The 21455-nt window shown below is 72.7% G+C and carries 21 protein-coding genes and 1 pseudogene; 11 read left to right on the plus strand and 11 right to left on the minus strand.

Features of this window, described 5'->3' with window-relative positions:
- Positions 1–91 precede the first annotated feature (91 nt).
- The 3 genes from MTR79_RS24840 to MTR79_RS24850 all read left to right on the plus strand — a co-directional run bounded on the left by MTR79_RS24840 (position 92) and on the right by MTR79_RS24850 (position 3238).
- Positions 92–1003, plus strand: coding sequence for a pseudouridine-5'-phosphate glycosidase (locus tag MTR79_RS24840; RefSeq protein ID WP_244791995.1), 912 nt, complete (start codon positions 92–94; stop codon positions 1001–1003).
- Positions 1000–1911 (plus strand): sugar kinase, encoded by a 912-nt coding sequence (locus MTR79_RS24845; RefSeq protein WP_189366600.1) that lies wholly within the window; start codon positions 1000–1002, stop codon positions 1909–1911. The genes MTR79_RS24840 and MTR79_RS24845 overlap by 4 nt, the downstream gene beginning before the upstream one ends.
- 208 nt (positions 1912–2119) lie before the next feature.
- A complete protein-coding gene (locus MTR79_RS24850; protein WP_244791996.1) occupies positions 2120–3238 on the plus strand; it encodes a magnesium and cobalt transport protein CorA in 1119 nt (372 codons plus the stop codon).
- A gap of 34 nt (positions 3239–3272) precedes the next feature.
- On the opposite strand, the gene MTR79_RS24855 is transcribed toward MTR79_RS24850, so the two are convergent.
- Positions 3273–3701 carry a CBS domain-containing protein gene (locus tag MTR79_RS24855; RefSeq protein WP_102639034.1) on the minus strand — a complete coding sequence of 143 codons (429 nt, stop codon included), beginning with the start codon at positions 3699–3701 and terminating at the stop codon, positions 3273–3275.
- A gap of 170 nt (positions 3702–3871) precedes the next feature.
- Positions 3872–4504 (minus strand): uridine kinase, encoded by a 633-nt coding sequence (locus tag MTR79_RS24860; protein ID WP_244791997.1) that lies wholly within the window; start codon positions 4502–4504, stop codon positions 3872–3874.
- 211 nt (positions 4505–4715) lie between these two features.
- Between MTR79_RS24860 and MTR79_RS24865 the strand changes: the two genes are divergently transcribed.
- Positions 4716–5198 carry an anthrone oxygenase family protein gene (locus MTR79_RS24865; RefSeq protein WP_163038252.1) on the plus strand — a complete coding sequence of 161 codons (483 nt, stop codon included), beginning with the start codon at positions 4716–4718 and terminating at the stop codon, positions 5196–5198.
- Between the two features lie 118 nt (positions 5199–5316).
- Positions 5317–6807, plus strand: coding sequence for a glutamate synthase subunit beta (locus MTR79_RS24870; protein ID WP_244791998.1), 1491 nt, complete (start codon positions 5317–5319; stop codon positions 6805–6807).
- Positions 6808–6986: 179 nt separating this feature from the next.
- Here the strand turns inward: MTR79_RS24870 and MTR79_RS24875 are convergent, their stop codons facing one another.
- The 3 genes from MTR79_RS24875 to MTR79_RS24885 all read right to left on the minus strand — a co-directional run bounded on the left by MTR79_RS24875 (position 6987) and on the right by MTR79_RS24885 (position 9030).
- A complete protein-coding gene (locus MTR79_RS24875; RefSeq protein ID WP_244791999.1) occupies positions 6987–7790 on the minus strand; it encodes an SAM-dependent methyltransferase in 804 nt (267 codons plus the stop codon).
- Between the two features lie 94 nt (positions 7791–7884).
- Positions 7885–8169, minus strand: a complete 285-nt coding sequence (locus MTR79_RS24880) for a DUF397 domain-containing protein (protein ID WP_033273098.1) — start codon at positions 8167–8169, stop codon at positions 7885–7887.
- Complete coding sequence (locus MTR79_RS24885) at positions 8170–9030, minus strand: helix-turn-helix transcriptional regulator (protein WP_093766709.1); 861 nt, start codon at positions 9028–9030, stop codon at positions 8170–8172.
- A gap of 196 nt (positions 9031–9226) precedes the next feature.
- Here MTR79_RS24885 and MTR79_RS24890 point away from each other — a divergent pair, with 196 nt between their 5' ends.
- Positions 9227–9919, plus strand: a complete 693-nt coding sequence (locus MTR79_RS24890) for an ATP-binding protein (RefSeq protein ID WP_244792000.1) — start codon at positions 9227–9229, stop codon at positions 9917–9919.
- Positions 9916–10368 carry a hypothetical protein gene (locus tag MTR79_RS24895; protein WP_086699555.1) on the plus strand — a complete coding sequence of 151 codons (453 nt, stop codon included), beginning with the start codon at positions 9916–9918 and terminating at the stop codon, positions 10366–10368. Before MTR79_RS24890 ends, MTR79_RS24895 begins: the two co-directional genes overlap by 4 nt.
- A 29-nt stretch (positions 10369–10397) precedes the next feature.
- Here the strand turns inward: MTR79_RS24895 and MTR79_RS24900 are convergent, their stop codons facing one another.
- The 3 genes and pseudogenes from MTR79_RS24900 to MTR79_RS24910 all read right to left on the minus strand — a co-directional run bounded on the left by MTR79_RS24900 (position 10398) and on the right by MTR79_RS24910 (position 12499).
- Entirely contained in the window at positions 10398–10583 is a 186-nt protein-coding gene (locus tag MTR79_RS24900; RefSeq protein ID WP_019525306.1) for a hypothetical protein, read from the minus strand.
- Positions 10584–10739: 156 nt separating this feature from the next.
- Positions 10740–11010, minus strand: a pseudogene (locus MTR79_RS24905) (DUF899 family protein); the annotation flags it as partial.
- A 124-nt stretch (positions 11011–11134) separates the two neighbouring features.
- A complete protein-coding gene (locus MTR79_RS24910; RefSeq protein ID WP_189366605.1) occupies positions 11135–12499 on the minus strand; it encodes an amidohydrolase in 1365 nt (454 codons plus the stop codon).
- A gap of 134 nt (positions 12500–12633) precedes the next feature.
- Here MTR79_RS24910 and MTR79_RS24915 point away from each other — a divergent pair, with 134 nt between their 5' ends.
- A complete protein-coding gene (locus MTR79_RS24915; protein WP_175448531.1) occupies positions 12634–13584 on the plus strand; it encodes an endonuclease/exonuclease/phosphatase family protein in 951 nt (316 codons plus the stop codon).
- A 576-nt stretch (positions 13585–14160) separates the two neighbouring features.
- Here the strand turns inward: MTR79_RS24915 and MTR79_RS24920 are convergent.
- A complete protein-coding gene (locus MTR79_RS24920; RefSeq protein ID WP_244792001.1) occupies positions 14161–16038 on the minus strand; it encodes an FUSC family protein in 1878 nt (625 codons plus the stop codon).
- A gap of 345 nt (positions 16039–16383) precedes the next feature.
- Between MTR79_RS24920 and MTR79_RS24925 the strand changes: the two genes are divergently transcribed.
- Both MTR79_RS24925 and glpK read left to right on the plus strand, forming a co-directional pair.
- A complete protein-coding gene (locus MTR79_RS24925; RefSeq protein ID WP_086700255.1) occupies positions 16384–17286 on the plus strand; it encodes an MIP family channel protein in 903 nt (300 codons plus the stop codon).
- Between the two features lie 42 nt (positions 17287–17328).
- Entirely contained in the window at positions 17329–18846 is a 1518-nt protein-coding gene (glpK, locus tag MTR79_RS24930; protein ID WP_086700257.1) for a glycerol kinase GlpK, read from the plus strand.
- Positions 18847–18885: 39 nt separating this feature from the next.
- Here the strand turns inward: glpK and MTR79_RS24935 are convergent, their stop codons facing one another.
- The gene (locus tag MTR79_RS24935) at positions 18886–19077 is read right to left on the minus strand and encodes a hypothetical protein (protein WP_048456904.1); all 192 of its coding nucleotides are present in this window, start codon (positions 19075–19077) and stop codon (positions 18886–18888) included.
- Between the two features lie 220 nt (positions 19078–19297).
- On the opposite strand from MTR79_RS24935, the gene MTR79_RS24940 reads away from it, so the two are divergent.
- The gene (locus MTR79_RS24940) at positions 19298–20434 is read left to right on the plus strand and encodes a glutathione-independent formaldehyde dehydrogenase (protein ID WP_244792002.1); all 1137 of its coding nucleotides are present in this window, start codon (positions 19298–19300) and stop codon (positions 20432–20434) included.
- Between the two features lie 23 nt (positions 20435–20457).
- Here the strand turns inward: MTR79_RS24940 and pip are convergent, their stop codons facing one another.
- Entirely contained in the window at positions 20458–21423 is a 966-nt protein-coding gene (pip, locus tag MTR79_RS24945; RefSeq protein ID WP_244792003.1) for a prolyl aminopeptidase, read from the minus strand.
- Between the last annotated feature and the right edge of the window lie 32 nt (positions 21424–21455).

Genomic DNA, 21455 nt, shown 5'->3' on the forward strand with positions numbered 1-21455 from the left:
CCTCCGTGAGCTGTGTGACGCACCGCAAGGGTTTGGCCCGGCGTGCCGCCCGCCAGAGATGGAGGGAAAGGCGGCAGACGGGAGGCAACGCGTGGTGCTCATGGTGTCGGAAGAGGTACGGGACGCGGTCGCGACGGGCCGGCCGGTGGTGGCCCTGGAGTCCACGATCATCGCCCACGGCCTGCCCCGGCCGCGCAATCTCCAGGTGGCGCGCGAACTGGAGGCCGCGGTGCGGCGGGAGGGCGCGGTCCCGGCGACGATCGCGGTGCTGGACGGCACGCCGCGGGTCGGCCTGGACAAGGAGCAGCTGGAGCGGGTCGCGAACGAGGACGGCATCCGCAAGCTGGGACACCGTGACCTGCCGCTCGCGGTCGCCACGGGGGCGAGCGGCGCGACGACCGTCTCCGCGACCGCGCTGCTCGCGGCGCGCGCGGGCATCCGCGTCTTCGCCACCGGCGGGCTCGGCGGGGTGCACCGCGAATGGACGGTCACCCAGGACGAGTCTGCCGACCTGGGGCTGCTGGCGCGCACCCGCGTCACCGTGGTGTGCGCGGGCGTGAAGTCGATCCTGGACGTGCCGGCGACCCTGCAGCGGCTGGAAACGCTGGGTGTGGCGGTCGCCGGGTACGGCACGGACCGCTTCCCCGGCTTCTACCTGTCGGACTCCGGACATCCCGTGGACTGGCGGTTGGACACCCCTGAGCAGGTGGCCGGGGTGATGCGGGCGCAGGACACGCTCGGCGGCCCCGGGTCGGCGCTGATCGTCGCCAACCCGGTGCCGGAGGGCGAGCAGCTGGATCCTGAGGTGCACGCGCGCGTGCTCGACGAGGCGCTGCGGGCGTGCGAGTCCGCGGGGGTCACCGGTCAGGGCGTCACCCCCTTCCTGCTGGACCATCTGGTGAGGCACACCGACGGCGCCTCCCTCGAGGCCAACCTGGCGGCGGTGCGCGGCAACGTGGCGCTCGCGGCCAGGGTGGCGGCGGCCTGGGCCGCAGGGCAGTGACCGGGCCGGGCGGGGCTCTGCTGGTCGTCGGCGACGTGATCACGGATGTGGTCGCGTGCCATGCCGGACCGCTCGCCCCGGGCACGGACACGGCGGCCGTGATCCGCACGGTGCCGGGCGGGGCGGGCGCGAACGTCGCCTGCTGGGCCGCGCGACAGGGGAGGTGCGAGGTGCGGCTGCTGGGGCGGGTGGGCGCGGACGCGGCGGTCTGGCACGAACGGGAACTGGCTGCCCGCGGGGTGCGTCCGCGGCTGGTCGTGGACGCCGACGCGCCGACGGGGACGGTCGTCTGCCTGGTCGACGAGGGTGCGGCGGCCGAGCGGACCTTCCTCACCGACAGCGGCGCGTCGCTGCGGCTCGGGCCCGAGGACTGGTCGGACGCCCTGCTGGACGGGGTGGGTCGGCTGCATCTGTCGGGTTATCTGCTGTTCAGCGGGAGCAGCCGGGCCCTGGTGGCGATGGCGTTGAAGGCGGCGGGGGCGCGCGGGGTGCCGGTGAGCGTGGACCCGGCGTCGGCCGGGTTCCTGGCCGAGCTGGGTCCGGACCGCTTCCTGTCGCTGGTGGAGGGCGTGGACGTGCTGCTGCCCAGCCGTGACGAGGCCTGCCTGCTGGCAGGGTGCCCGGACGTGGCGGAGGCGGCGGCGTCGCTGAGCCGGTCGGTGCCGCTGGTGGTGGTCAAGCTCGGCGCGGAGGGCGCGCTGCTGGCGCGGTCCGGAGAGGTGTGCGCACGTGTTCCCGCGCCGCCGGTGACGCCTCGGGACACGACCGGTGCGGGCGACGCCTTCACCGGGGCCTTCCTGGCGGCGCTGCTGACCGGTGCGGATGCCGGGCGGGCGATGGAGGAGGGGTGCCGGGCAGGAGCGGCGGCGGTGGGGCGGGTGGGGGCACGGCCGCCGGCGCGGGACTGACGGGAGGCTTCTTCCATGCGGGAACCAACTGAAGGGCGCGTTCCTCCACAGGCGGGAACCACCTGAGGAGCGCCCTCTTCCACAGGCGGGAACCAAACGGAACTTGGCGTTTCCACAGGCCTGCACGCGGTCATCCGGTCGCTGGCAGACTGGCGCGGCAGGCCGCCGAGGAAGCGCGGCACGGGGGATCCACGCGAGGGGGAGCCGAATGTCCAGGGCAGTGAATCTGAGGAAGGTCACCGGTCTCGGCCGGGTGAGCGGGCTGCGCCGGCTGGCGCGCAGGCGTCCCCGGGTGGATCTCAGCCACCCAGCCCGGTCTCCGCTGGGCTCCTCGGTGGTCAACTGCGTGACGTACCGGGACGGTCACCGCCTCTCCGTGCCCGGGGACGCGGCCGACGCCGTCAAGCGGGTGCGCGAGAGCGGGGAGGGGTTCGTGTGGCTGGGGCTGCACGAGCCGACGAGCCGGGAGTTCTCCGGCATCGCCGAGCTGTTCGACCTGCATCCACTGGCGGTGGAGGACGCCGTCGAGGCGCATCAGCGGCCGAAGCTGGAGCGGTACGGGGAGACGCTGTTCGCCGTGTTCAAGACCGTCTGCTACGTCGAGCACGAGGAACTCACCGCGACCAGCGAGGTGGTCGACACCGGCGAGATCATGGTGTTCGTCGGCGAGGACTTCGTGGTGACCGTGCGGCACGGCCGGCACGGGTCGCTCGGCCCGCTGCGGGAAGGGCTGGAGGCCGATCCCGCGCGGCTGGCTCAGGGCCCGTCCACGGTGCTGCACGCCGTCGCGGACCAGGTCGTCGACGACTATCTGCGCGTGGTCGACTCGGTCCAGGAGGACATGGACCAGGTCGAGACGGAGGTGTTCGCGGAGCACGGTGCCCGGGTCGACCCGGGCCGTATCTACCAGCTCAAGCGTGAACTGCTGGAGCTGAAACGGGCGGTGGTGCCGTTGGGCCGGCCGCTGGAGGAGCTCGCCACCCGGCCGAGCCGGGTGGTCGCCCCGGACATACAGGCGTATTTCCGTGACGTCGCCGACCATCTGCAGCGGGCGACGGAGCAGATAGCGGCCTTCGACGAGCTGATCAACTCGATCCTCCAGGCCCACCTGGCGCGGGTCACGGTCGCCCAGAACGAGGACATGCGGAAGATCACCGCATGGGCGGCGATCGTCGCGGTGCCGACCATGGTGTGCGGGGTGTACGGCATGAACTTCGACCACATGCCGGAGCTGCACTGGCGGTACGGCTACGGCATGGTCGTCGGGGTGATATCCCTGGCGTGTCTCCTGCTGTACCGGGCGTTCCGGCGCAGCGGCTGGCTGTGACGCCCTCCCGTCCCGCCGGTCGCGGGCGGCGGGGTCAGCCGGAGGCGGACCGGGCGTAGACGCTCTCGGCGAAGGCGGCGATCTGCTCGTTCGTCAGGTGCTGCGCCAGATCGGCCTCGCTGATCATGCCGACGAGACGCTTGTCGTCGATGACGGGCAGCCGGCGGATCTGGTGGGTGCGCATCTCGGTGAGCACGTCGTCGACGTCGGCCTCGGACTCGATCCAGCGGGGTGTGCCCTTGGCCATCTCGCCCGCGGTGACCTTGGCGGGATCGTGGCCCATGGCGACGCAGCCTACGACGATGTCGCGGTCGGTGAGGATGCCGCAGAGCCGTTCGTTCTCGTCGCTGATGGGGAGCGCGCCGACGTTCAGTTCACGCATCAACTGTGCCGCTCGGTCGAGGGTTTCATGCGCGGGGATCCACTGGGCGCCGCGGTGCATGATGTCTCCGGCGGTGGTCATGAGGTACCTCCCGGTGCCGGACGGGCCGGCGCGGCGCGGGGCGCGTCGCGAGTCCCGACGCCCTTCATTGTCGTCGTGCCGCGCCCGGACGGCACCCGCAGCGGACGGCGCCGCGCCCCCGGCTCCAGCACGGCCCCGGCCTTGCCCCGGCCAAGCTCTTCGCCGTGCTCTCAGCCGCGCCAGGCCGGGTGACGGGGGTCGTCGGCCCGTACGAGCACGTCGGCGGTTCCGGCCGGGTCGGTCTCCTGCTCGTAGCGCTCGAAGGCGGGCAGGGTCCAGTGCTCGACTTCGGGGGTACGGCGGCGCAGCGCACCGGGTGAGAGGAGGACGTGGACGGTCAGATCGAAGGGGAACCAGTGGTGCAGGAGGAGCGGGCCGTGCAGCAACAGCACGCCGCCGGGAGGCAGTTCGACGTACGGGCTGCGGGTGGCGCGGTCGGTGACCGGGTCCCAGAGGTCGGGCAGCACGCGTCCGCTGCCGCCGTGGCCGAGCGGGTCGAACACCTCACGCCACAGGGCGCCGGTGTCGTACCAGCCGCTGTAGTAGGACTCCAGGTCCTGGTGGCCGTACTCGAGCCGGACCGAGGCGGGGCGCAGGAAGCCCTCCGTGCCGACGACCAGGCCGGCGCGGCCGCGAACGCGCAGCGCGTCGGCGAGCCGCTCGGCGAGGTCTCCCGGGCGGGCGGCCGGGGCGCCGTCGAGGGCGACGCGGGGCCAAGGGGCGCCGTCGGCCGTGTCGAGGTCCAGCAGGCGTTCGGCGAGCAGGTCGACGAGCCGGTCCCAGGTGATCGCTTCGAGTCGCACACGGCCATGATGCGGCACGTCCCGGACAGCACCGGGACCGCCGGGGAAGGCCGGGCGCCCTGGGCGGGCGCGGACGGTGGACGCTCGCGTATGGGTGTGCGTCGCTCGGCCATGGCCCGGCGCGGCGGAGACCCGTTCACTGGTGGTGCGGGCGGCCGGGGAAAGGGCCCGGCCGGAAGGACGAGGGTGACGAGGACGACGGGGTGAGGACATGGGTGACGGGGCGTACGCCGTGCTGACGGCGTTGGGTGTGCTGGGAACCGGGCTGGTGGCCGGGGTGTTCTGCGCGTTCTCGACGTTCGTGATGCGGGGGCTCGCGGCGCTGCCGGCGGCGCGGGGTGCGGCCGCGATGCGGGCGGTCAACGTGGCGGCGGTGCGGCCGCCGTTCATGGCGGTGTTCCTCGGCACGACGGTACTGAGCGCGGTGCTCACAGTGGTGACGCTCGTGACGTGGCCGGACCAGGGGGCAGTCGCCTCCGTGGTGGGCGGCGTGCTGTTCCTGTGCGGATCGTTCGGCCTGACCGTGGCGGCGAACATACCCCGCAACGAGCGGCTGGCCCGTCTCGACGCGGACGGTGCGGAGGCGGCCGCGTACTGGCCGGAGTACGTGCGCGGGTGGACGCGGTGGAACCACGTCCGCGCCGTCGCCTCGGCCGGGGCAGCGCTGGCGTACCTCGTCGCACTCACCGGCTGAGGCGCCGTACGGCCGGTGTCCGGCACGCTGCGGGCCGGGGTGGGCGGACGTATCGTGTGCGCAGGAGTGCCGCCCGACGACGCACGGCCTGTCCCCCTGGCACGCAAAGAAGACGGCCATGGCAGATCCCAAGGGTTTCCTCACCACACCCCGCCGGGAGTGGCCGCGCCGGCCTGTGGAGGAGCGCGTCCTCGACTGGGACGAGGTGTACGTACCCGGGGGACTGCTGCCGATCATCAGCGAGCAGGCCGACCGGTGCATGGACTGCGGTGTGCCGTTCTGCCACGAGGCCTGTCCGCTGGGCAATCTCATCCCGGAATGGAACGACCTGGTCTCCCGGGAGGACTGGCGGGCGGCGGCGGAGCGGCTGCACGCCACGAACAACTTCCCCGAGTTCACGGGGAGGCTGTGCCCGGCGCCCTGCGAGGCCGGCTGTGTGCTCGCCATCAACCAGCCGGCGGTGACCATCAAGAACGTCGAGTGCGCCATCGCGGACAAGGCGTGGGAGGAGGGGTTCGCCGCACCGGCCCCGCCGGACCGGCTGTCCGGGCGGACGGTCGCGGTCATCGGTTCAGGGCCCACCGGGCTGGCCGCCGCCCAGCAGCTGACGCGGGCCGGGCACACGGTCGCCGTGTACGAGCGGGACGACCGGATCGGCGGGCTCATGCGGTACGGGATCCCCGCATTCAAGATGGAGAAGCACCATCTGGAGCGGCGCGTGGAGCAGATGCGGGCCGAGGGGACGCGGTTCCGCACGTCGACCACGGTCGGGCAGGACGTGGACGCGGCGGAGCTGCGGAGCCGCTACGACGCGGTGGTGATCGCCACGGGAGCGACGGCGTGGCGGGAGCTGCCGGTGCCGGGCCGTGACCTCGCGGGCATCCACCAGGCGATGGAGTACCTGCCGCTGGCCAACCGGGTGTGCGAGGGCGACCTGGAGAGGTCGCCGCTGTCGGCGGAGGGGCGGCACGTGGTCATCGTCGGGGGCGGCGACACGGGTGCGGACTGCCTGGGCACGGCGGTACGGGAGCGGGCCGCGTCGGTCACCCAGCTGGACATCTACCGGAAGCCGGGCAGCGAGCGCGACGAGGAGAGCGAACCCTGGCCGACGTATCCGAAGCTGTACCGGCTGTCGGCGGCGCACGAGGAGGCGGGCGCGCTGGTGACGGCGCCGGCGGCGGAGGCCGACGCGCGGTTGTTCGCCGCGTCGACGCTGCGTTTCGAGGGGGACGAGGAAGGGCGGGTGCGCGGGCTGCATCTGGTCGAGGTGAACGCGGAGCGCAGGCCGGTACCGGGGACGGAGCGGACGCTGCCCGCCGACCTGGTGCTGCTCGCGCTCGGTTTCTCCGGGCCGGACCAGGGCGACGGGATCATCGCGCAGCTCGGTCTCGAGCTGGAGCCCCGTGGCACGATAGCGCGCGGGCCGGACTTCGCCACGAACGTGCCGGGCGTCTTCGCGGCGGGCGACGCCGCTCGGGGGCAGTCGCTGATCGTGTGGGCCATCGCGGAGGGGCGGGCGGTGGCGGCGTCCGTCGACCGTTGTCTCACGGGCGGCGCGAGCCGACTGCCCGCGCCGATCGGCCCGTACGACCGGCCCATGACCGTCTGAGACACCCCGCCGTCCTCCGCGCCCCACCGCCCGGCCCCCCTGGCCGGAATCCGCCCCGGCACATCCGGGGGGACACCCGCATCCAGGTGGGGACACCCGCCGCCCCCGCACACCGACGCCCCCGGACCCCCGGCCGAAGCCGGGCGCCCAGGGGCGTCGAGGTCGGACGCGGAACGGACCTACGGCTTGCGCGCCACCGCGCCGTAGCCAGGGATGACCCCGTCGTCCTGGCCGGGGACCGGTTCGCCCAGGTCAGGGCGCCACAGGTGCGGCACCTGGACGCCCGGCTCCACGAGGTCGAGGCCGTCGAAGAAGCGGGTGAACTCCTCACGGCTGCGCAGCGCCAGGGTGACGCCCGCTCCCTTGAGCTTCGCCGTGGCCGCCTCCGAGTCCTCGGGGGTGAAGTCGGCCGTGGCGTGGCTGAGCACCAGGTGACTGCCCGAGGGCAGGGCGTCCACCAGCCGCGCCACCAGTTCGTGCGCGCCGTCCTCGTCGGGGACGAAGTGCAGCAGCGCGATGAGCGACAGCGCGATCGGCTCGTCGAAGTCGAGGACCTTGCGCGCGCCCTCCAGGATGGTGTCCGGGTCCCGGACGTCGGCCTGGAGGTAGTCGGTGACGCCCTCGTCCGTGCCGCGCAGCAGGGCCGCCGCGTGGGCCAGCACGATGGGGTCGTTGTCGCAGTAGACGACGCGGGCGTCCGGTGCGATCCGCTGGGCTATCTGGTGCAGGTTCGGCTCGGTGGGGATACCGGTGCCGACGTCGAGGAACTGGCGCACGCCCTGTCCGGCGAGCCAGCGCGTGGCGCGCTGCATGAACGCGCGGTTGACGCGCGCCATGACCGGCACCCTCGGTTCCAGGGCGAGCATCTGCCGGCCCATGGCCTCGTCGACCGGGTAGTTGTCCTTGCCTCCGAGGTACCAGTCGTACATCCGGGCCGGATGCGGTCTGGTGGTGTCGATCTCCACGGGGTTCTGGCCGGTCATGACGGACTCCGTAACTGTCTGCAAGCGTTAGTGATCAATTCAGTGCCAAGTCGGTGCTTCAAGGGAAAAGCAAAGGTAGTGCGGCAATCGGAGGTCAGGACAGCAGGAAATCCGCCTCTCCGGCCTTGGCCCCTTCGATGAAGGCCGTCATCTCGGCGGAGGTGTAGATGAGCGCCGGACCGTCCGGGTCGGTGGACTGGCGGACGGCGATCCGGCCGTCGTCCAGCTTCATCGCCTCCAGGCAGTTGCCGCCGTTGCCGCCGCTCCAGGGCTTGTGCCAGCCCTCGCTGCCCAGCTCCCGGGCGGGCATGCCGTTGTAGATCCTCCTGGCGTGTGCCCGCGCACCCGGCTGGGTCTTCGGGGGCTTGATGAGTTCCATTCACAGCTCCTTGCGGAGATCCCGGAGGATCTCCTTCGTGCGATGTGCCGTGGCGGCCTGCGCCGCCATGCGGTCCATGACCTCGAGGTGGGTCGCCACCTCGGTACGCGCGTCCAGGTAGACGGCGCCGGTCAGGTACTCGCTGTAGACCATGTCCGGAAGTTCGGGCATGGCAAATCGGAACAGCACGAACGGCCCGTACGTGCCGGGGTGGGGCCCGCTGTCGAAGGTGGCGATCTGCAGCGTCACGTTGGGCAGCGCCGACGCCTCGAGCAGCTTGTCGATCTGCGCGCGCATCACCTCCGGGCCGCCGACCCGGCGGCGCAGCGCGGTCTCGTCCATGACGACCCACAGCCTGGGCGCGTCCTCGCGGGTGAGCAGTTCCTGGCGCCGCATGCGCAGGTCGACGTGGCGCTCTATGTCCTCGGGGCGGGTCTGCCCTATGGCGCCGGAGCGCAGCACGCCGCGCGCGTAGTCCTCGGTCTGGAGCAGCCCGGGGACGAAGTGGGGTTCGTAGCTGCGGATGAGGGAGGCCGCGCCCTCCAGGCTGACGTACATGGAGAACCAGCCGGGCAGGATGTCGTGGAAGCGCTGCCACCAGCCGGGCTTGTTGGCGTCCTCCGCGAGCTGGACGAAGGCCTCGGCCTCCTCGTCGGAGACGCCGTAGGCCTTCAGCAGCAGCTGGAGGTAGGGGATCTTGAGCGCCACCTCGGCCATCTCCATGCGGCGCACGGTGGCGGGGGCGACACGCAGGATACGGGCGGCCTCCTCCCGCTTGAGACCCGCGCGCTCGCGCAGATCCAGCAGGCGGCGCCCGAGGACGACCTGCCCGACCGTCGGCGCGGACCGGGGTTCGCTCACGCTTCACCTCCCTCGAACAAATCCTGACAGCCCTGCGGCGCCGTCCGGTGATCTGGCACGGAGATCAACTGACCCGAACACATTTTCGAATCAATCTCCGGCGATCCCAACTGGCGCCGCGCGAGGTGCTGTTGCGAGCAGTGTGCCACGCCCGTCCAGACCGTCACACAGCACTCTGCATTTTTCAGAGTGACACTTGCCAAGTGTTCACGGCGGGGCGATAGTGGCAAGCGTGATTCCGTCCGCGCCCTTAGGAACAGACGCCGCCGCGGCTCCCGTGGGCCTCGGCGCCGCCCCGGCCACCGCTCCCGCGGGGGGCTCCGCCGAGCGCCGGTTCCGTTTCGAACTGGCCGCTCACCCTGGCTCCCCCGCGCAGGCGAGACGACTGACACGGGCCCGGCTGACCGGGTGGTCGGTCTGCGAGGACACCTGCGACACGGCGGCACTGGTCGTCTCCGAGCTGGTCACCAACGCCATCGTGCACACCGCGAGCAGCCATGTCGTCTGCGAGCTGCACGACGGTGCCGACCTGCTGCGCATCGCCGTGCGGGACGAGGGCTGCGCGCCGGGCCGGCCGCGGGCGAACACCCGGCAGCAACCGGAGGAGGAGCACGGGAGGGGACTGCTCCTGGTCGACGCCCTGTGCCACGCGTGGGGCGCCCACGAACACGGTCCCGGCCTGCTGGTCTGGGCGGAACTCCCCCGCACCGCCGACTCCCCCGGCGACCCCGCCGAACCCCTGAACGACCTCGGCTGGGGCGCCCGCCCCAAGCCCGGTCCGGCCGGCGGCTCGGAGGGCGGCGAGGACGAGACCGGCGACGGCGACGCCGCCCACCCCGCCGAGCAGCGCACGGACACACCCTCGGACCGGGACGGAGGCCGGGCGTGACGGGCCCCGGCGGCACACGCGTGCTGAGCCTGGACTCGCTGGTCCGGATCCAGCGCGGACGGCTGACGCCGGACGCGCCCCGACGGCTCCCCGTGCCCGACGGCATGACCGCCCCGATGGGCTGCGACGCGGTGGCCGTGCCGGCCCGCTTCGGCCCGCTGGTCCTGCCCCGGCTGCCCCGCGTGGGGTGCGTGTACGCCGACGAGGCGCACTGGTGGTGGCTGGTCCCGTCCGACTCGGACTACGCGCTGGAGTGGCCCGCCCCCGCGCACTACGCCGCCGGCGCCGTCCTCCCCGGCTCCTCCGCCGGCACGGACGCGGCCGGCCTTCCGGGGCTGATCCACCGCCCCGACGGCACACTCCCGTACACGCCGCCCATACCGCTCTACCTGGCGCTGTGCGGGCTCACCGGGACGACCCCCGTCTGGTCACGCCCCGTCACTGCCTGAGGGTCGCGCACGGCGCCGCCCGGCCGCGGTCACGCCACCGCCTCACCGCCGGCGCCCTCGCCGCGGACGATCACCAGGAACATGTCGGTGGCGAGGTCCATGACGACCTCGGCGGGCAGACCCTCCAGGCGCCGCGCGTGCGCGAACTCCTCCGCGGGCCAGGAGCCACGCGGTCCACCTGCGGGAAAGCGTTCGAGCACGGTTCGCCCGTTCACCCTGCCACCTCCATGTAGCGCTGTACTCGTAGAGTTAAACGCCAACCATGGGGCGAACGCCTCGTCCGGTGACGGTACTGAGACGTAGTTGACACCCGTTCACCGCCAAGTGTGAGCGCGCTCTCAGCTTTCCGGAGTAATTCGTCACCCTCCGTGTCAGTCGTCGTACTCGTCGTGGTAGCGGAGATGCTCTTGCGCCACGGGCACCCCGACGGCGTGCGCGCGCCCCTGGGGCTCCTCCCGGGGCTCCTGCCTGCCGAGCGCGGTCCAGCAGGCTGGTGGTGGAGCCCAGCCCCTCCAGGCCTCGGCCGAACGCCGAGCAGGTGTGGAAGACGCGGTCGCCGTCGCGCAGGAAGCAGCTCACGCCGGGGCGCTGCGCCGTCCCGCCGTCCTCCTCCAGGAGCACGCCGCCCTCCGCGTCGAAGTCGCCGGGGTCTCCGGAAGCGGCATCATTCCTCCTGTGCGACGGTCCCGTTACGAGGGGTGATCGGTGTGCCGCGCGGAACTCATCGGCCGCGTGCGACGTCCTTTCACCGCGATACGGGCCCCGCTCAGGTGTCGTACTCCTGGATGCGCCGGCCGTGGCCGCGGTCGACGAGGGCGGGCAGGCGCTCGTCCAGTTCGCGCACGACCTCGGCGACGTCGATGACGAGCAGGCGCCGGTCGCGCATGAGGACCCGGCCGTCCACGACGGTCGTGCGGACGTCGGCGGAGCGGGCGCTGTGCACCAGGGTCGCGGCGAGGTCGTGCACGGGCTGGGTGTGCGGTCCTGTGAGGTCGACCAGGACGAGGTCGGCGCGGTGGCCGGGCGCGATGCGGCCGATGCTGCCCTCCAGGCCGACCGCGCGGGCGCTCTGCAGGGTGGCGTGGTGCAGGGCCTGACGTGAGGTCAGCCAGCGCGGGTCGCCCTCGGTGGACTTCTGGATCAGCGAGGTGAGCGCCATGGACTCCCACACGTCGAGGGAGTTGTTGGACGCGGCGCCGTCCGTGGCGAGCCCGACCGGCACGCCGATGTCCCGCAGCGCCCGTACGGGGGTGGTGGTGGGCCAGGCGAACTTGAGGTAGCCGCGGGGCGCGGTCGCCACCGCCGTACGCCCCCGCGCGTGTGCGAGGAGCGGCAGGTCGCTCTCGACGATGCCGGTGCCGTGGGCGATGAGTACGTCGGTGTCCAGGACACCGGTGCGGTGCAGCACCTCGACGGGGGTGACCCCGTGCCGGGCGAGGGACGCCTCGGTCTGGTCGCGATTCTCGGCTGCGTGCAGATGGACGGGCAGGCCGTGCGCGCGGGCCAGCTCGGCGGTGGCGGCGAGGTCGGCGTCGTCCACCGTGTAGGGGGCGTGCGGGGCGAGCGCGGTGGTGATGCGCCCGCCGGCCGCGCCCCGGTGGCGCAGCGCGAACTCCAGGGACTTCTCCCGTCCCTGAGGGCCCTGGGAGGAGAAGTACGCCTCTCCCAACAGGGCGCGCATGCCGCACGCGGTGACCACCTCGGCGACCGCGTCCATGGCGAAGTAGTGGTCGGCGAAGCAGGTGACGCCGGCCCGGATCATCTCGGCGCAGGCGAGCAGCGCGCCGAGGGTGACGTCCCGCTCGGAGAGGTTGGACTCCACCGGCCAGACGACGTCGTTGAACCACGCCTCCGTCGGCAGGTCCTCGGCGAGCCCGCGCAGGGCGGCCATCGGGGCATGGGTGTGACAGTTGATCAGACCGGGCAGCGCCACCTGCCCCCGGGCGTCGATCCACTCGTCGGCCGTGCGCCCGGCGACGGACGCGGCGTCGGTCACCTCCGCGACGACCCCGTCGCGGACGACGACGGCGGCGTCCTCCAGGAAGACGGCCTCCTCTTGATCGTCGTGCGTGAGGACGGTGCATCCGGTGATGATGAGGCCGGCGGGACTCTCCACGGCAGAAGGCGTCATCACGTCAACGTACGACGGGACTCCGAACCGGGGGGAGCCGAACCGCGACATCCCGTCGCGGCTCTGTCGCACGGCGGGCCGGGCGCGCACCCTGGCCTCACCACGAGCCCGCCCACGGCTGAAAGGGGCCCGCCTTGCTCCTCGGCACCTGGAACCTGGAGAACCTGTACCGGCCCGGCGGCCCCTATGGGCCCGCCGACGAGGCCGCCTACGCCTCGAAACTGGCCGCGCTCGCCGCGGTGATCACGGAACTGGATCCGGGGCTGCTCGGCGTGCAGGAGGTGGGCGACCCCGGAGCGCTGGAGGATCTGGCGGGGATGCTCGACGACGACTGGCACGTCGCGCTGTCCTCGCACGCCGACAGCCGGGGCATCCGGGTGGGCTTCCTCAGCCGTACGGAGCTGACGGTGGTCGCCGACACGGCGGCGTTCCCGCCTCGGATGCTGCCGGTGCAGGCGGACGACACCGGGCTGACCGTCTCTCAGGCCGGGCGCGGCTTCCTCGCGGTGGAGGTGGCGGGCGAACGGGGGCCGTTGCGGGTGGCGGTGTGTCATCTGAAGTCGAAGCTGCTGTCCTATCCGGACGGCCGTTTCCAGCCGCGCGACGAGGGCGAACGGGCCCGGTACGGCGCCTACGCGCTGTACCGGCGGGCGGCCGAGGCGGCGGCGTTGCGCGCGCTGGCGGACCGGCTGCTGGAGGGTGACGGGCGGGAGCGGGACGTGGCGGTGCTCGGCGACCTCAACGACGAGGTGCAGGCGGCGACCACGCAGCTGCTGCTCGGGCCGCCCGGCTCGGAGATCGGCACGCCTGGGTACGACCGGCCGGACCGGGGGGACGCGGTCCGGCTGTGGGACGTGGCCCCGCTGATCCCGGCGTCGGAACGCTATTCGCGGGTGAACTCGGGGCGCCGGGAGCTGATCGACCATGTGCTGCTCAGCCACCGGCTGGTGCGGAGGGTGTCGGCGGCGGGGACGGGGCTGCCGGACGACGGGCCGCCCCGCCTGCCGTCCGTGGGAGCGGATCCCGGGGAGCGGCGGGGGGTGGCGGGGTCGGATCATGCGCCGGTGTGGGTGCGGGTGGGGTGAACGCGGGGCGTTCTTCTTTTGGCGGGGCGGGTTGGAGGTCGGGGCTCGGCCTTGCGCGGGCCGGGGCCGTTGGTCCTGCGGGCGGGTGGGTGCCGCGGCGGGCCGGCGGGTGCCGGGTTGTGGGGGCTGGGCGCGCAGTTCCCCGCGCCCCTTCCTGGCGCGCTCAGCCGACGCCGACGGGACGGCCACCGGCGGCAAGTGGCCGGGGGCCGGGTGCTGGTTCGTGGGAGTTGATCGCGCAGTCCCCGCGCCCCTTCCGGGCGCGCTCAGCCGACGCCGACGGGACGGCCACCGGCGGCAAGTGGCCGGGGGCCGGGTGCTGGTTCGTGGGAGTTGATCGCGCAGTCCCCGCGCCCTTTCCGGACGCGCTCAGCCGACGGCGACCGAGTCGTCACCAGCGGCAGGTGATCGTCCTTTGGTGCCGGGTTGTGGGGGGCTGGGCGCGCAGTTCCCCGCGCCCCTTCCTGGCGCGCTCAGCCGACCGCGGCCGAGTGGTCACCGGCGACAGATGGTCGTCCTTCGGGTGCCGGGTTGTGGGGGTTGATCGCGCAGTTCCCCGCGCCCCTCTGGGCGCGCTCAGCCGACGCCGAGGGGGTGGTGACCGGGGGGCCGGGTCGGGACGGGGGGTGGCGCGCCGTGGTGGGCCAGTTCGTTCCCGAGGGACGTGAGGCGGCGGAGATGGTGGGGGTCGAGGGTGCCGGTGTCGTCCAGGTGGACGGCGCAGGCGGTGGTGGTGTCGACGAGCCGTTCGAGGGTCGTGGCGATCTCGTCGGCGCCGTCCGCGTGCCGGGCGAGCGTCGGGAGCTCCGCGGAGGCGAGGGCGATGGCGGCGCGGGCCTCGGCGAGGGTGCGGTAGGCCTCGCGGCGCAGCGCCCAGCGGGCCTCGCGGTCCTCGGACTCCCCCAGCACATGGGCGAGGTACTCGCGTGCCGCGCCGCTCGCCTCGGCAAGCCGGGCACGGATGGCCTCGCCGCGCCGGCCGGGGGTGGGCAGGTGTCCGACGACCAGCACGATGGCGCAGGCCAGCAGGGTTTCGCCGATCCGGGCGAAGGACGCCTGGGGTTCGCCGCCGGCCATCACCAGGGCCAGGACGAGCACGGTGACGACGGCGGTCTGCGCGGCGAAGTGCCGGGTGGCGAGCGGGATCAGCGCCCCGCAGACGGTGACGAGGAGGACGAGCCCCACCGGCCGCGGCAGCACCGCGGCGAACCCGGCGAACAGCAGGGCGCCCAGCACGGTTCCCGCGGCGCGGGACAGCACGCGGGAGGCCAGGGGCCCGAGGTCGGGCTTGACGAGGAAGACGGCGGTGGCGGGCAGCCAGTACCAGTGCTCGTGCTGGCCGTACCAGCGCGCATGGTGGAGGGCCTGGGCGACGGCGGCGCTCACGCCGAAGCAGAGGGCGACGCGCATCCCGTACTCGCGGCCGCGGGCGCCGAGGACGGTCCGCAGGACGGAGGTCCGGGTGCGCCTGCGTCCGTGCAGCCGCCGGCTGTCGGCCCGGTCGAACGTCTCGGCCGCGTACAGCAGGGCGTCGTCCAGGGCGCGCAGGCCGGGTGCGGAGCGGGCGGGGGCGGGCAGCGGGCCGGTGGGAGCGCCGTTGCGCACGGCGGCAGCCAGACGGCGAAGCGCCTCGGACGTACGGTCCGGCACCGGGTCGCCCGCCCAGGCCAGCGCGGTCGCGGCCTCGGCGAGCGGGAGGGCCGCGGCGTACTGGGCGTGCAGCCGGCGTTCGGCCGCGGAGGAGGGGCGGCGGCGCAGCCGGGGTCCGGCGAGCGCGTCCTGCGCCTGGTCGAGGGAGGCGGTGAGCGCGGCCCGCCGTGCGGTGGCGCCGTCCGAGCCGGCGGCGTCGAGCAGCCCGGCGACGGCCTCGTACACCCCGGCGACGGCGGCGCGCTCCCCGTCGAAGCGCAGCTCGAAGCGGCGGTCCCCGGCGAGGGTGTGGGAGGTGGGCAGCGCGAGCCGCAGCAGGAGCAGCCAGGCGGCGCCCGCGACGAAGGCGGCCGCCCGCAGCCAGCCCGGCTCGGGCAGCGGCATACCGGCCCCGACGGCCGCGCCGACCAGCAGCTGCGTCCCGGCGGAGGACCCCACCGGGCCCAGCGCACTGATCCCTCCGGCGGCCAGACCCAGCACGGTCAGCAGCAGGGTGAGCAGCACGGCCGGCGCGTGGTCCCCGGCGAGCGTGCCCGTCAGCAGCCCAGCCGCACCCGCGAGGGCGGGCGTCCCGATCCGGGCCACGGAGGCGCGCCGGCTGCCGGGCCGGTCGTTGATCCCGGCGAACATGGCGCCGATCGCGGCGACCACCCCGAGGGTGGGCCGCCCGGCGAACACGGCGGCGAGCAGCAGCGGCCCGCCGCCCAGCGCCCCGCGCAGCACCGCACTCCGGGAGACCGGCCCCCGCTGGGACCGGAGGGCATGGGCGAGCCACGGGGGTACGGCGAGGGCGGTGCGGGTCACAGGGCTCCTGTCGTCCGGTCGTTGCGGCTGCTCCTTCGGACAACGCTGACCGGGGCGGAACTCATGCCCCCCACGGTAGGCGGGCTTCACTGACGGGAGGGAACGGGCGTGTTTCACCGGTGTGACAGCCGGGCGGACGCGCCCTGTCCGTCCTGAGCGGACCGGGCGATGGCCCGCCCTCGATGCGCCGAAATCCCCGCAGTATTAGCCGCTCCCTTCCCCTTCGCCCATCGAATTGGGCTGTTGGTGGGAAATACCGCTCCCCGCGCGCCCGCCGTGTGCGGTGGACCTACGCTGCCGACATGGGGAGGCACAGTCCACGCCATTTCCATTCAAGGAGAGCTGATGGCTGATCGCGTAACAGCTCCGCGCCGACGCGGCTATCGCGAAGGCATAGGCGGCGAGATGCTCGCCGAATTCCTGGGGACGTTCGTCCTCATTCTGCTGGGTGTCGGATCCGTCGCCGTCGCCGTCGTGGGCCTGCCCGGTTCCGGACGGCAGTTCGTGGATTTCGGGCCGGCGAACTGGCTCATCATCTGCTGGGGCTGGGGCCTGGCCGTCGTCTTCGGCATCTACGTGGCCGGCGGCATCAGCGGCGCCCACATCAACCCGGCGGTGACCCTGGCCTTCGCCGTGCGCAGGGACTTCCCGCTGAAGAAGGTGCCCGCCTACTGGCTGGCCCAGCTGTGCGGCGCGTTCGTCGCGGCCGCGCTCGTCTACGCCTGCTACCGCTGGGCGATCGACGCCGCCGACGCGAAGGCGGGACTGGCCCGTGACGAATCACTGGCCACCTATTCCATCTTCGCGACCTTCCCCGCGGAATACTTCGGTGATTCCTGGTGGGGTCCGCTGCTCGACCAGATCGTGGGCACCGGAATTCTGCTTCTTCTGGTCTGCGCACTCATCGACCTGAAGAACGTCGCGCCCCTGTCGAATCTGCACCCGTTCCTCATCGGTCTGGTGGTCGTCGCCATCGGTCTGACCTTCGGCACGAACGCCGGATACGCGATCAATCCCGCGCGGGATTTCGGTCCGCGGCTGTTCACGTACTTCGAGGGCTGGGGTGACATCGCCCTTCCGGGCACGTTCGGGTGGTTCAGCGGCTACTGGTGGATCCCCATCGTCGGCCCGCTGATCGGCGGCGTCGCCGGTGTGCTGGTGTACGACCTGATCATCAAGCCGGTGGTCACCGCCAGGGCGCGGGCGATGGAGGCCCAGGAGGAAGGCCCGGCCACCGAGGAGGCGTAGGCCGCCCCCGGGACCCGTCGTCACTCAGGAAAGGTTTCAGTGATGCCCGAATTCGTCGGCGCGGTGGACCAGGGGACCACCAGCACCCGCTTCATGATCTTCGATCACGCCGGTAACGAGGTGGCGAAGCACCAGCTGGAGCACCAGCAGATCCTGCCCCGTTCCGGCTGGGTCGAGCACGACCCGGTGGAGATCTGGGAGCGCACCAACACGGTGATCCAGAACGCCCTCCGCGACGGCGGCCTGTCGGCCTCCGACCTGCGGGCCATCGGCATCACCAACCAGCGCGAGACGACCGTCGTGTGGGATCCGCGCACCGGCCGTCCGTACTACAACGCGATCGTCTGGCAGGACACGCGCACCGACAGCATCGCCGCCGCCCTCGAACGCGACGGCCACGGCGACACGATCCGCCACAAGGCGGGCCTGCCGCCGGCCACCTACTTCTCCGGCGGCAAGATCAAGTGGCTGCTGGAGAACGTGGACGGGCTGCGCGAGGCGGCCGAGGCGGGCCACGCCCTGTTCGGCAACACGGACGCCTGGGTGCTGTGGAACCTCACCGGGGGTCCGAACGGCGGCATCCACGCCACGGACGTGACCAACGCCAGCCGCACCATGCTGATGAACCTGGAGACCCTCGACTGGGACGACGAGCTGCTCGGCATCTTCGGCATCCCGCGCTCGATGCTCCCGGCCATCCACCCCTCCTCGGACCCGGAGGCGTTCGGCCAGGCCCGTACGTCCCGGCCGCTGGGCGCCGCCGTGCCGATCACCGGCGTCCTCGGCGACCAGCACGCGGCCACCGTGGGGCAGGTCTGCTTCTCCCCGGGCGAGGCCAAGAACACGTACGGCACCGGCAACTTCCTGGTGCTGAACACCGGCACCGAGCTGGTCCGTTCACAGAACGGCCTGCTGACGACGGTGGCGTACCAGTTCGCCGGCAGCCCGGCGGTGTACGCGCTGGAGGGCTCCATCGCCGTGACCGGCGCGGCGGTGCAGTGGCTGCGCGACCAGCTGAAGATCATCGGAAGCGCCCCGGACAGCGAGCAGCTGGCGCGGTCGGTGGAGGACAACGGCGGCATGTACTTCGTGCCGGCCTTCTCCGGTCTGTTCGCCCCCTACTGGCGTTCCGACGCCCGCGGGGCCATCGTCGGCCTGTCCCGGTACAACACCGGCGGCCACATCGCGCGGGCCACGCTGGAGGCGATCTGCTACCAGAGCCGTGACGTGGTCGAGGCGATGGAGCAGGACTCCGGGGTCCACCTGGACGTGCTGAAGGTGGACGGCGGCGTCACCGCGAACGACCTGTGCATGCAGATCCAGGCCGATGTGCTCGGGGTGCCGGTCAGCAGGCCCGTGGTCGCGGAGACCACCGCGCTGGGCGCCGCGTACGCCGCGGGCCTCGCCACGGGCTTCTGGAGCGACGAGAACGAGCTCCGCTCGCACTGGCAGGAGTCCAAGCGCTGGGAGCCGTCGTGGGACGAGGACCGGCGCCGCCAGGGCTACGAGGACTGGAAGCGGGCCGTCGAGCGCACCCTGGACTGGGTGAAGGTCGACTGACCCCGGGGCGGCCGGCCGGCGGTCGCCTCGCGCGACGGCTCAGCGGTCGGCGATGTCCTCACGCAGACCGTCGGAGAACTCCCACCAGGACAGCGGGAGCCAGTCGCCGTTGACGAACGCGTCCACGGTCGCGCCGCGGCCGCGGACCGTCACGGTCGTGCCCGGGGGGTATGTGGTGCCGGACAGCCCGGGCACGGCCACCAGCAGTGTCCCCAGCCTTTGAGCTGACATGTTCCGCCCTTCCCCTCTCGTCGGGTGTCACGTCGGATGGCGGCCTGATCGCCGGGTGCGGCGCCCCGGGAAATGGGGCGGACGTCGCACGATATTCGTCGGATGCTACCGGCTTGCTCCGGCCACAAGACCGGAGAATCATGAGATATCGGTCACGCGGGCCATCGGGAGGGGCGTCGCTGCGCACCACGCAGAACACCAACCGAACGGAGATCGCACCATGAAGGCCGTCGTGTACAAGGGACCGTTCGAGATCGCCGTCGAGGACGTCGAGAACCCGACGATCCAGCATCCGAACGATGTGATCGTACGGGTCACCTCAACCGCGATCTGCGGCTCCGACCTGCACATGTACGAGGGCCGCACGGCCGCCGAGCCGGGTATCACCTTCGGCCACGAGAACATGGGCATCGTCGCCGAGGTCGGCCCGGGCGTCACCTCGCTCAAGGAGGGCGACCGGGTGGTCATGCCCTTCAACGTCGCCTGCGGCTTCTGCACCAACTGCGTCGAGGGCTTCACCGGGTACTGCCTCACCGTCAATCCCGGCTTTCCGGGCGGCGCCTACGGCTATGTGGCCATGGGCCCCTGGAAGGGCGGCCAGGCGGAGTACCTGCGCGTCCCCTACGCCGACTTCAACTGCCTGAAGCTGCCGGCGGGCACCGAGCACGAGAAGGACTTCGTGCTCCTCGCGGACATCTTCCCCACCGGATACCACGGCTGCGAACTCGCCCAGGTGCGCCCGGGCGACAGCGTCACCGTGTACGGCGCCGGACCGGTCGGCCTGATGGCCGCCTACTCGGCGCTGCTGCGCGGCGCGCGGAAGGTGTTCGTGGTCGACCGCGTCGCGGAGAGGCTGCAGAAGGCCGAGGAGATCGGGGCGATCCCGATCGACTTCACGGAGGGCGACCCGGTCGAGCAGATCCACGACCAGACCGAGGGCATGGGCACCGACAAGGGCATCGACGCCGTCGGCTACCAGGCCTCGGCGGGCGGCGGCACCGACCGCGAGGAGCCGGCGACCGTGCTGAACGCGCTGGTCCGCACGGTCCGTGCCACCGGCATGCTCGGCATCCCCGGGCTGTACGTGCCGTCCGACCCGGGCGCCCCGGACGAGCAGTCCAAGCAGGGCATGCTGCTGGTCGCGATCGGCAAGCTCTTCGAGAAGGGCCTGAAGCTCGGTACCGGTCAGTGCAACGTCAAGCGCTACAACCGGCAGCTCCGCGACATGATCATCGAGGGCCGGGCCGAGCCCAGCTTCGTGGTCTCTCACGAACTGCCGCTGGACCAGGCACCGTCGGCGTACGACAAGTTCGACAAGCGGATCGAGGGCTACACCAAGGTGGTACTGCACCCGTAGGAAGGCTGCGGGCACGCTGTCCGTCAGGGGCGGCGGCGGGCGTACCGGTCCGTCGCCGCCACCAGGGCGTCGTCCCCGACGGCGCCCGCGTCGTGCCCGGCGTCGTCGACGATCACCAGCTCACTGCCCGGCCAGGCGTGGTGCAGCCGCCACACGGTGCCGAGCAGGTTGCCGAAGTCGAGGCTGCCCTGGACCAGGGTGCCGGGGACGTCCGCGAGGAGGTGTGCGTCGCGCAGGACGACACCCTGCTCTCCCCCGTCGCCGAAGAAGTGGTCGTTGCCCCAGTAATGGGTGACGGTGCGGGCGAAGCCGTAGCGGAACTCAGGGTCCCGGAACCGCTCGACGGAACCGGGCGGGGCGGGGATGATCGCCGTCTCCCAGTCCGTCCACGCCTGCGCCGCCCGCGCCCTGACCTCGGGGTCGGGTGATTCCAGCAGGCGGTTGTACGCGGCGGCCAGGCTGCCGTCGCGCTCGTCCTCCGGCAGCTCGGCGAGGAACCGCTCGAACGCCTCCGGGAAGATCCGGCCGAGGCCCCGGGTCAGCAGGTCGACCTCCGCGGGCGAGCCGGTGGCCACGCCCGTCAGCACCAGCTCGGACACCACGCCGGGGTGGGTCTGCGCGTACCGCAGGCCCAGGGCCGAGCCGAAGGACACCCCCCACACCAGCCAGCGCCCGATGCCCAGGTGCGCGCGGAGCCGCTCCAGGTCCGCCATCAGGTGCGGCGCCGTGTTGGCGCTCATGTCGGTGGCGGGGTCGGCGGCCGACGGCCGTGACCGTCCCGCCCCGCGCTGGTGGAACAGGACGATGCGGTAGGCGGCGGGGTCGAAGTAGCGCCGCAGTCCTGCGCCGGCGCCCGAGCCGGGTCCGCCGTGCAGCACCACCGCGGGTCTGCCGTGCGGGTTCCCGCTGGTCTCCCAGTAGAGGCGGTTGCCGTCCCCGACGTCGAGCATGCCCTGGTCGTACGGTTCGATCTCCGGATACCTGCCCATGCGGGCACCGTAGCGCCCCCGCGCGGGTCGGC

The sequence above is a fragment of the Streptomyces sp. BJ20 genome, from assembly GCF_022869105.1.
GTDB classification, from domain to species: Bacteria; Actinomycetota; Actinomycetes; order Streptomycetales; family Streptomycetaceae; genus Streptomyces; species Streptomyces griseoincarnatus.

Coding starts and splice junctions, on each gene's coding strand:
- MTR79_RS24850 (WP_244791996.1), top strand. CDS start 2,120: ATGTCCAGGGCAGTGAATCTGAGGAAGGTCACCGGTCTCGGCCGGGTG.
- MTR79_RS24855 (WP_102639034.1), bottom strand. CDS start 3,701: ATGACCACCGCCGGAGACATCATGCACCGCGGCGCCCAGTGGATCCCC.
- MTR79_RS24865 (WP_163038252.1), top strand. CDS start 4,716: ATGGGTGACGGGGCGTACGCCGTGCTGACGGCGTTGGGTGTGCTGGGA.
- MTR79_RS24870 (WP_244791998.1), top strand. CDS start 5,317: ATGGCAGATCCCAAGGGTTTCCTCACCACACCCCGCCGGGAGTGGCCG.
- MTR79_RS24875 (WP_244791999.1), bottom strand. CDS start 7,790: ATGACCGGCCAGAACCCCGTGGAGATCGACACCACCAGACCGCATCCG.
- MTR79_RS24880 (WP_033273098.1), bottom strand. CDS start 8,169: ATGGAACTCATCAAGCCCCCGAAGACCCAGCCGGGTGCGCGGGCACAC.
- MTR79_RS24910 (WP_189366605.1), bottom strand. CDS start 12,499: ATGACGCCTTCTGCCGTGGAGAGTCCCGCCGGCCTCATCATCACCGGA.
- MTR79_RS24925 (WP_086700255.1), top strand. CDS start 16,384: ATGGCTGATCGCGTAACAGCTCCGCGCCGACGCGGCTATCGCGAAGGC.
- glpK (WP_086700257.1), top strand. CDS start 17,329: ATGCCCGAATTCGTCGGCGCGGTGGACCAGGGGACCACCAGCACCCGC.
- MTR79_RS24935 (WP_048456904.1), bottom strand. CDS start 19,077: ATGTCAGCTCAAAGGCTGGGGACACTGCTGGTGGCCGTGCCCGGGCTG.
- MTR79_RS24940 (WP_244792002.1), top strand. CDS start 19,298: ATGAAGGCCGTCGTGTACAAGGGACCGTTCGAGATCGCCGTCGAGGAC.
- pip (WP_244792003.1), bottom strand. CDS start 21,423: ATGGGCAGGTATCCGGAGATCGAACCGTACGACCAGGGCATGCTCGAC.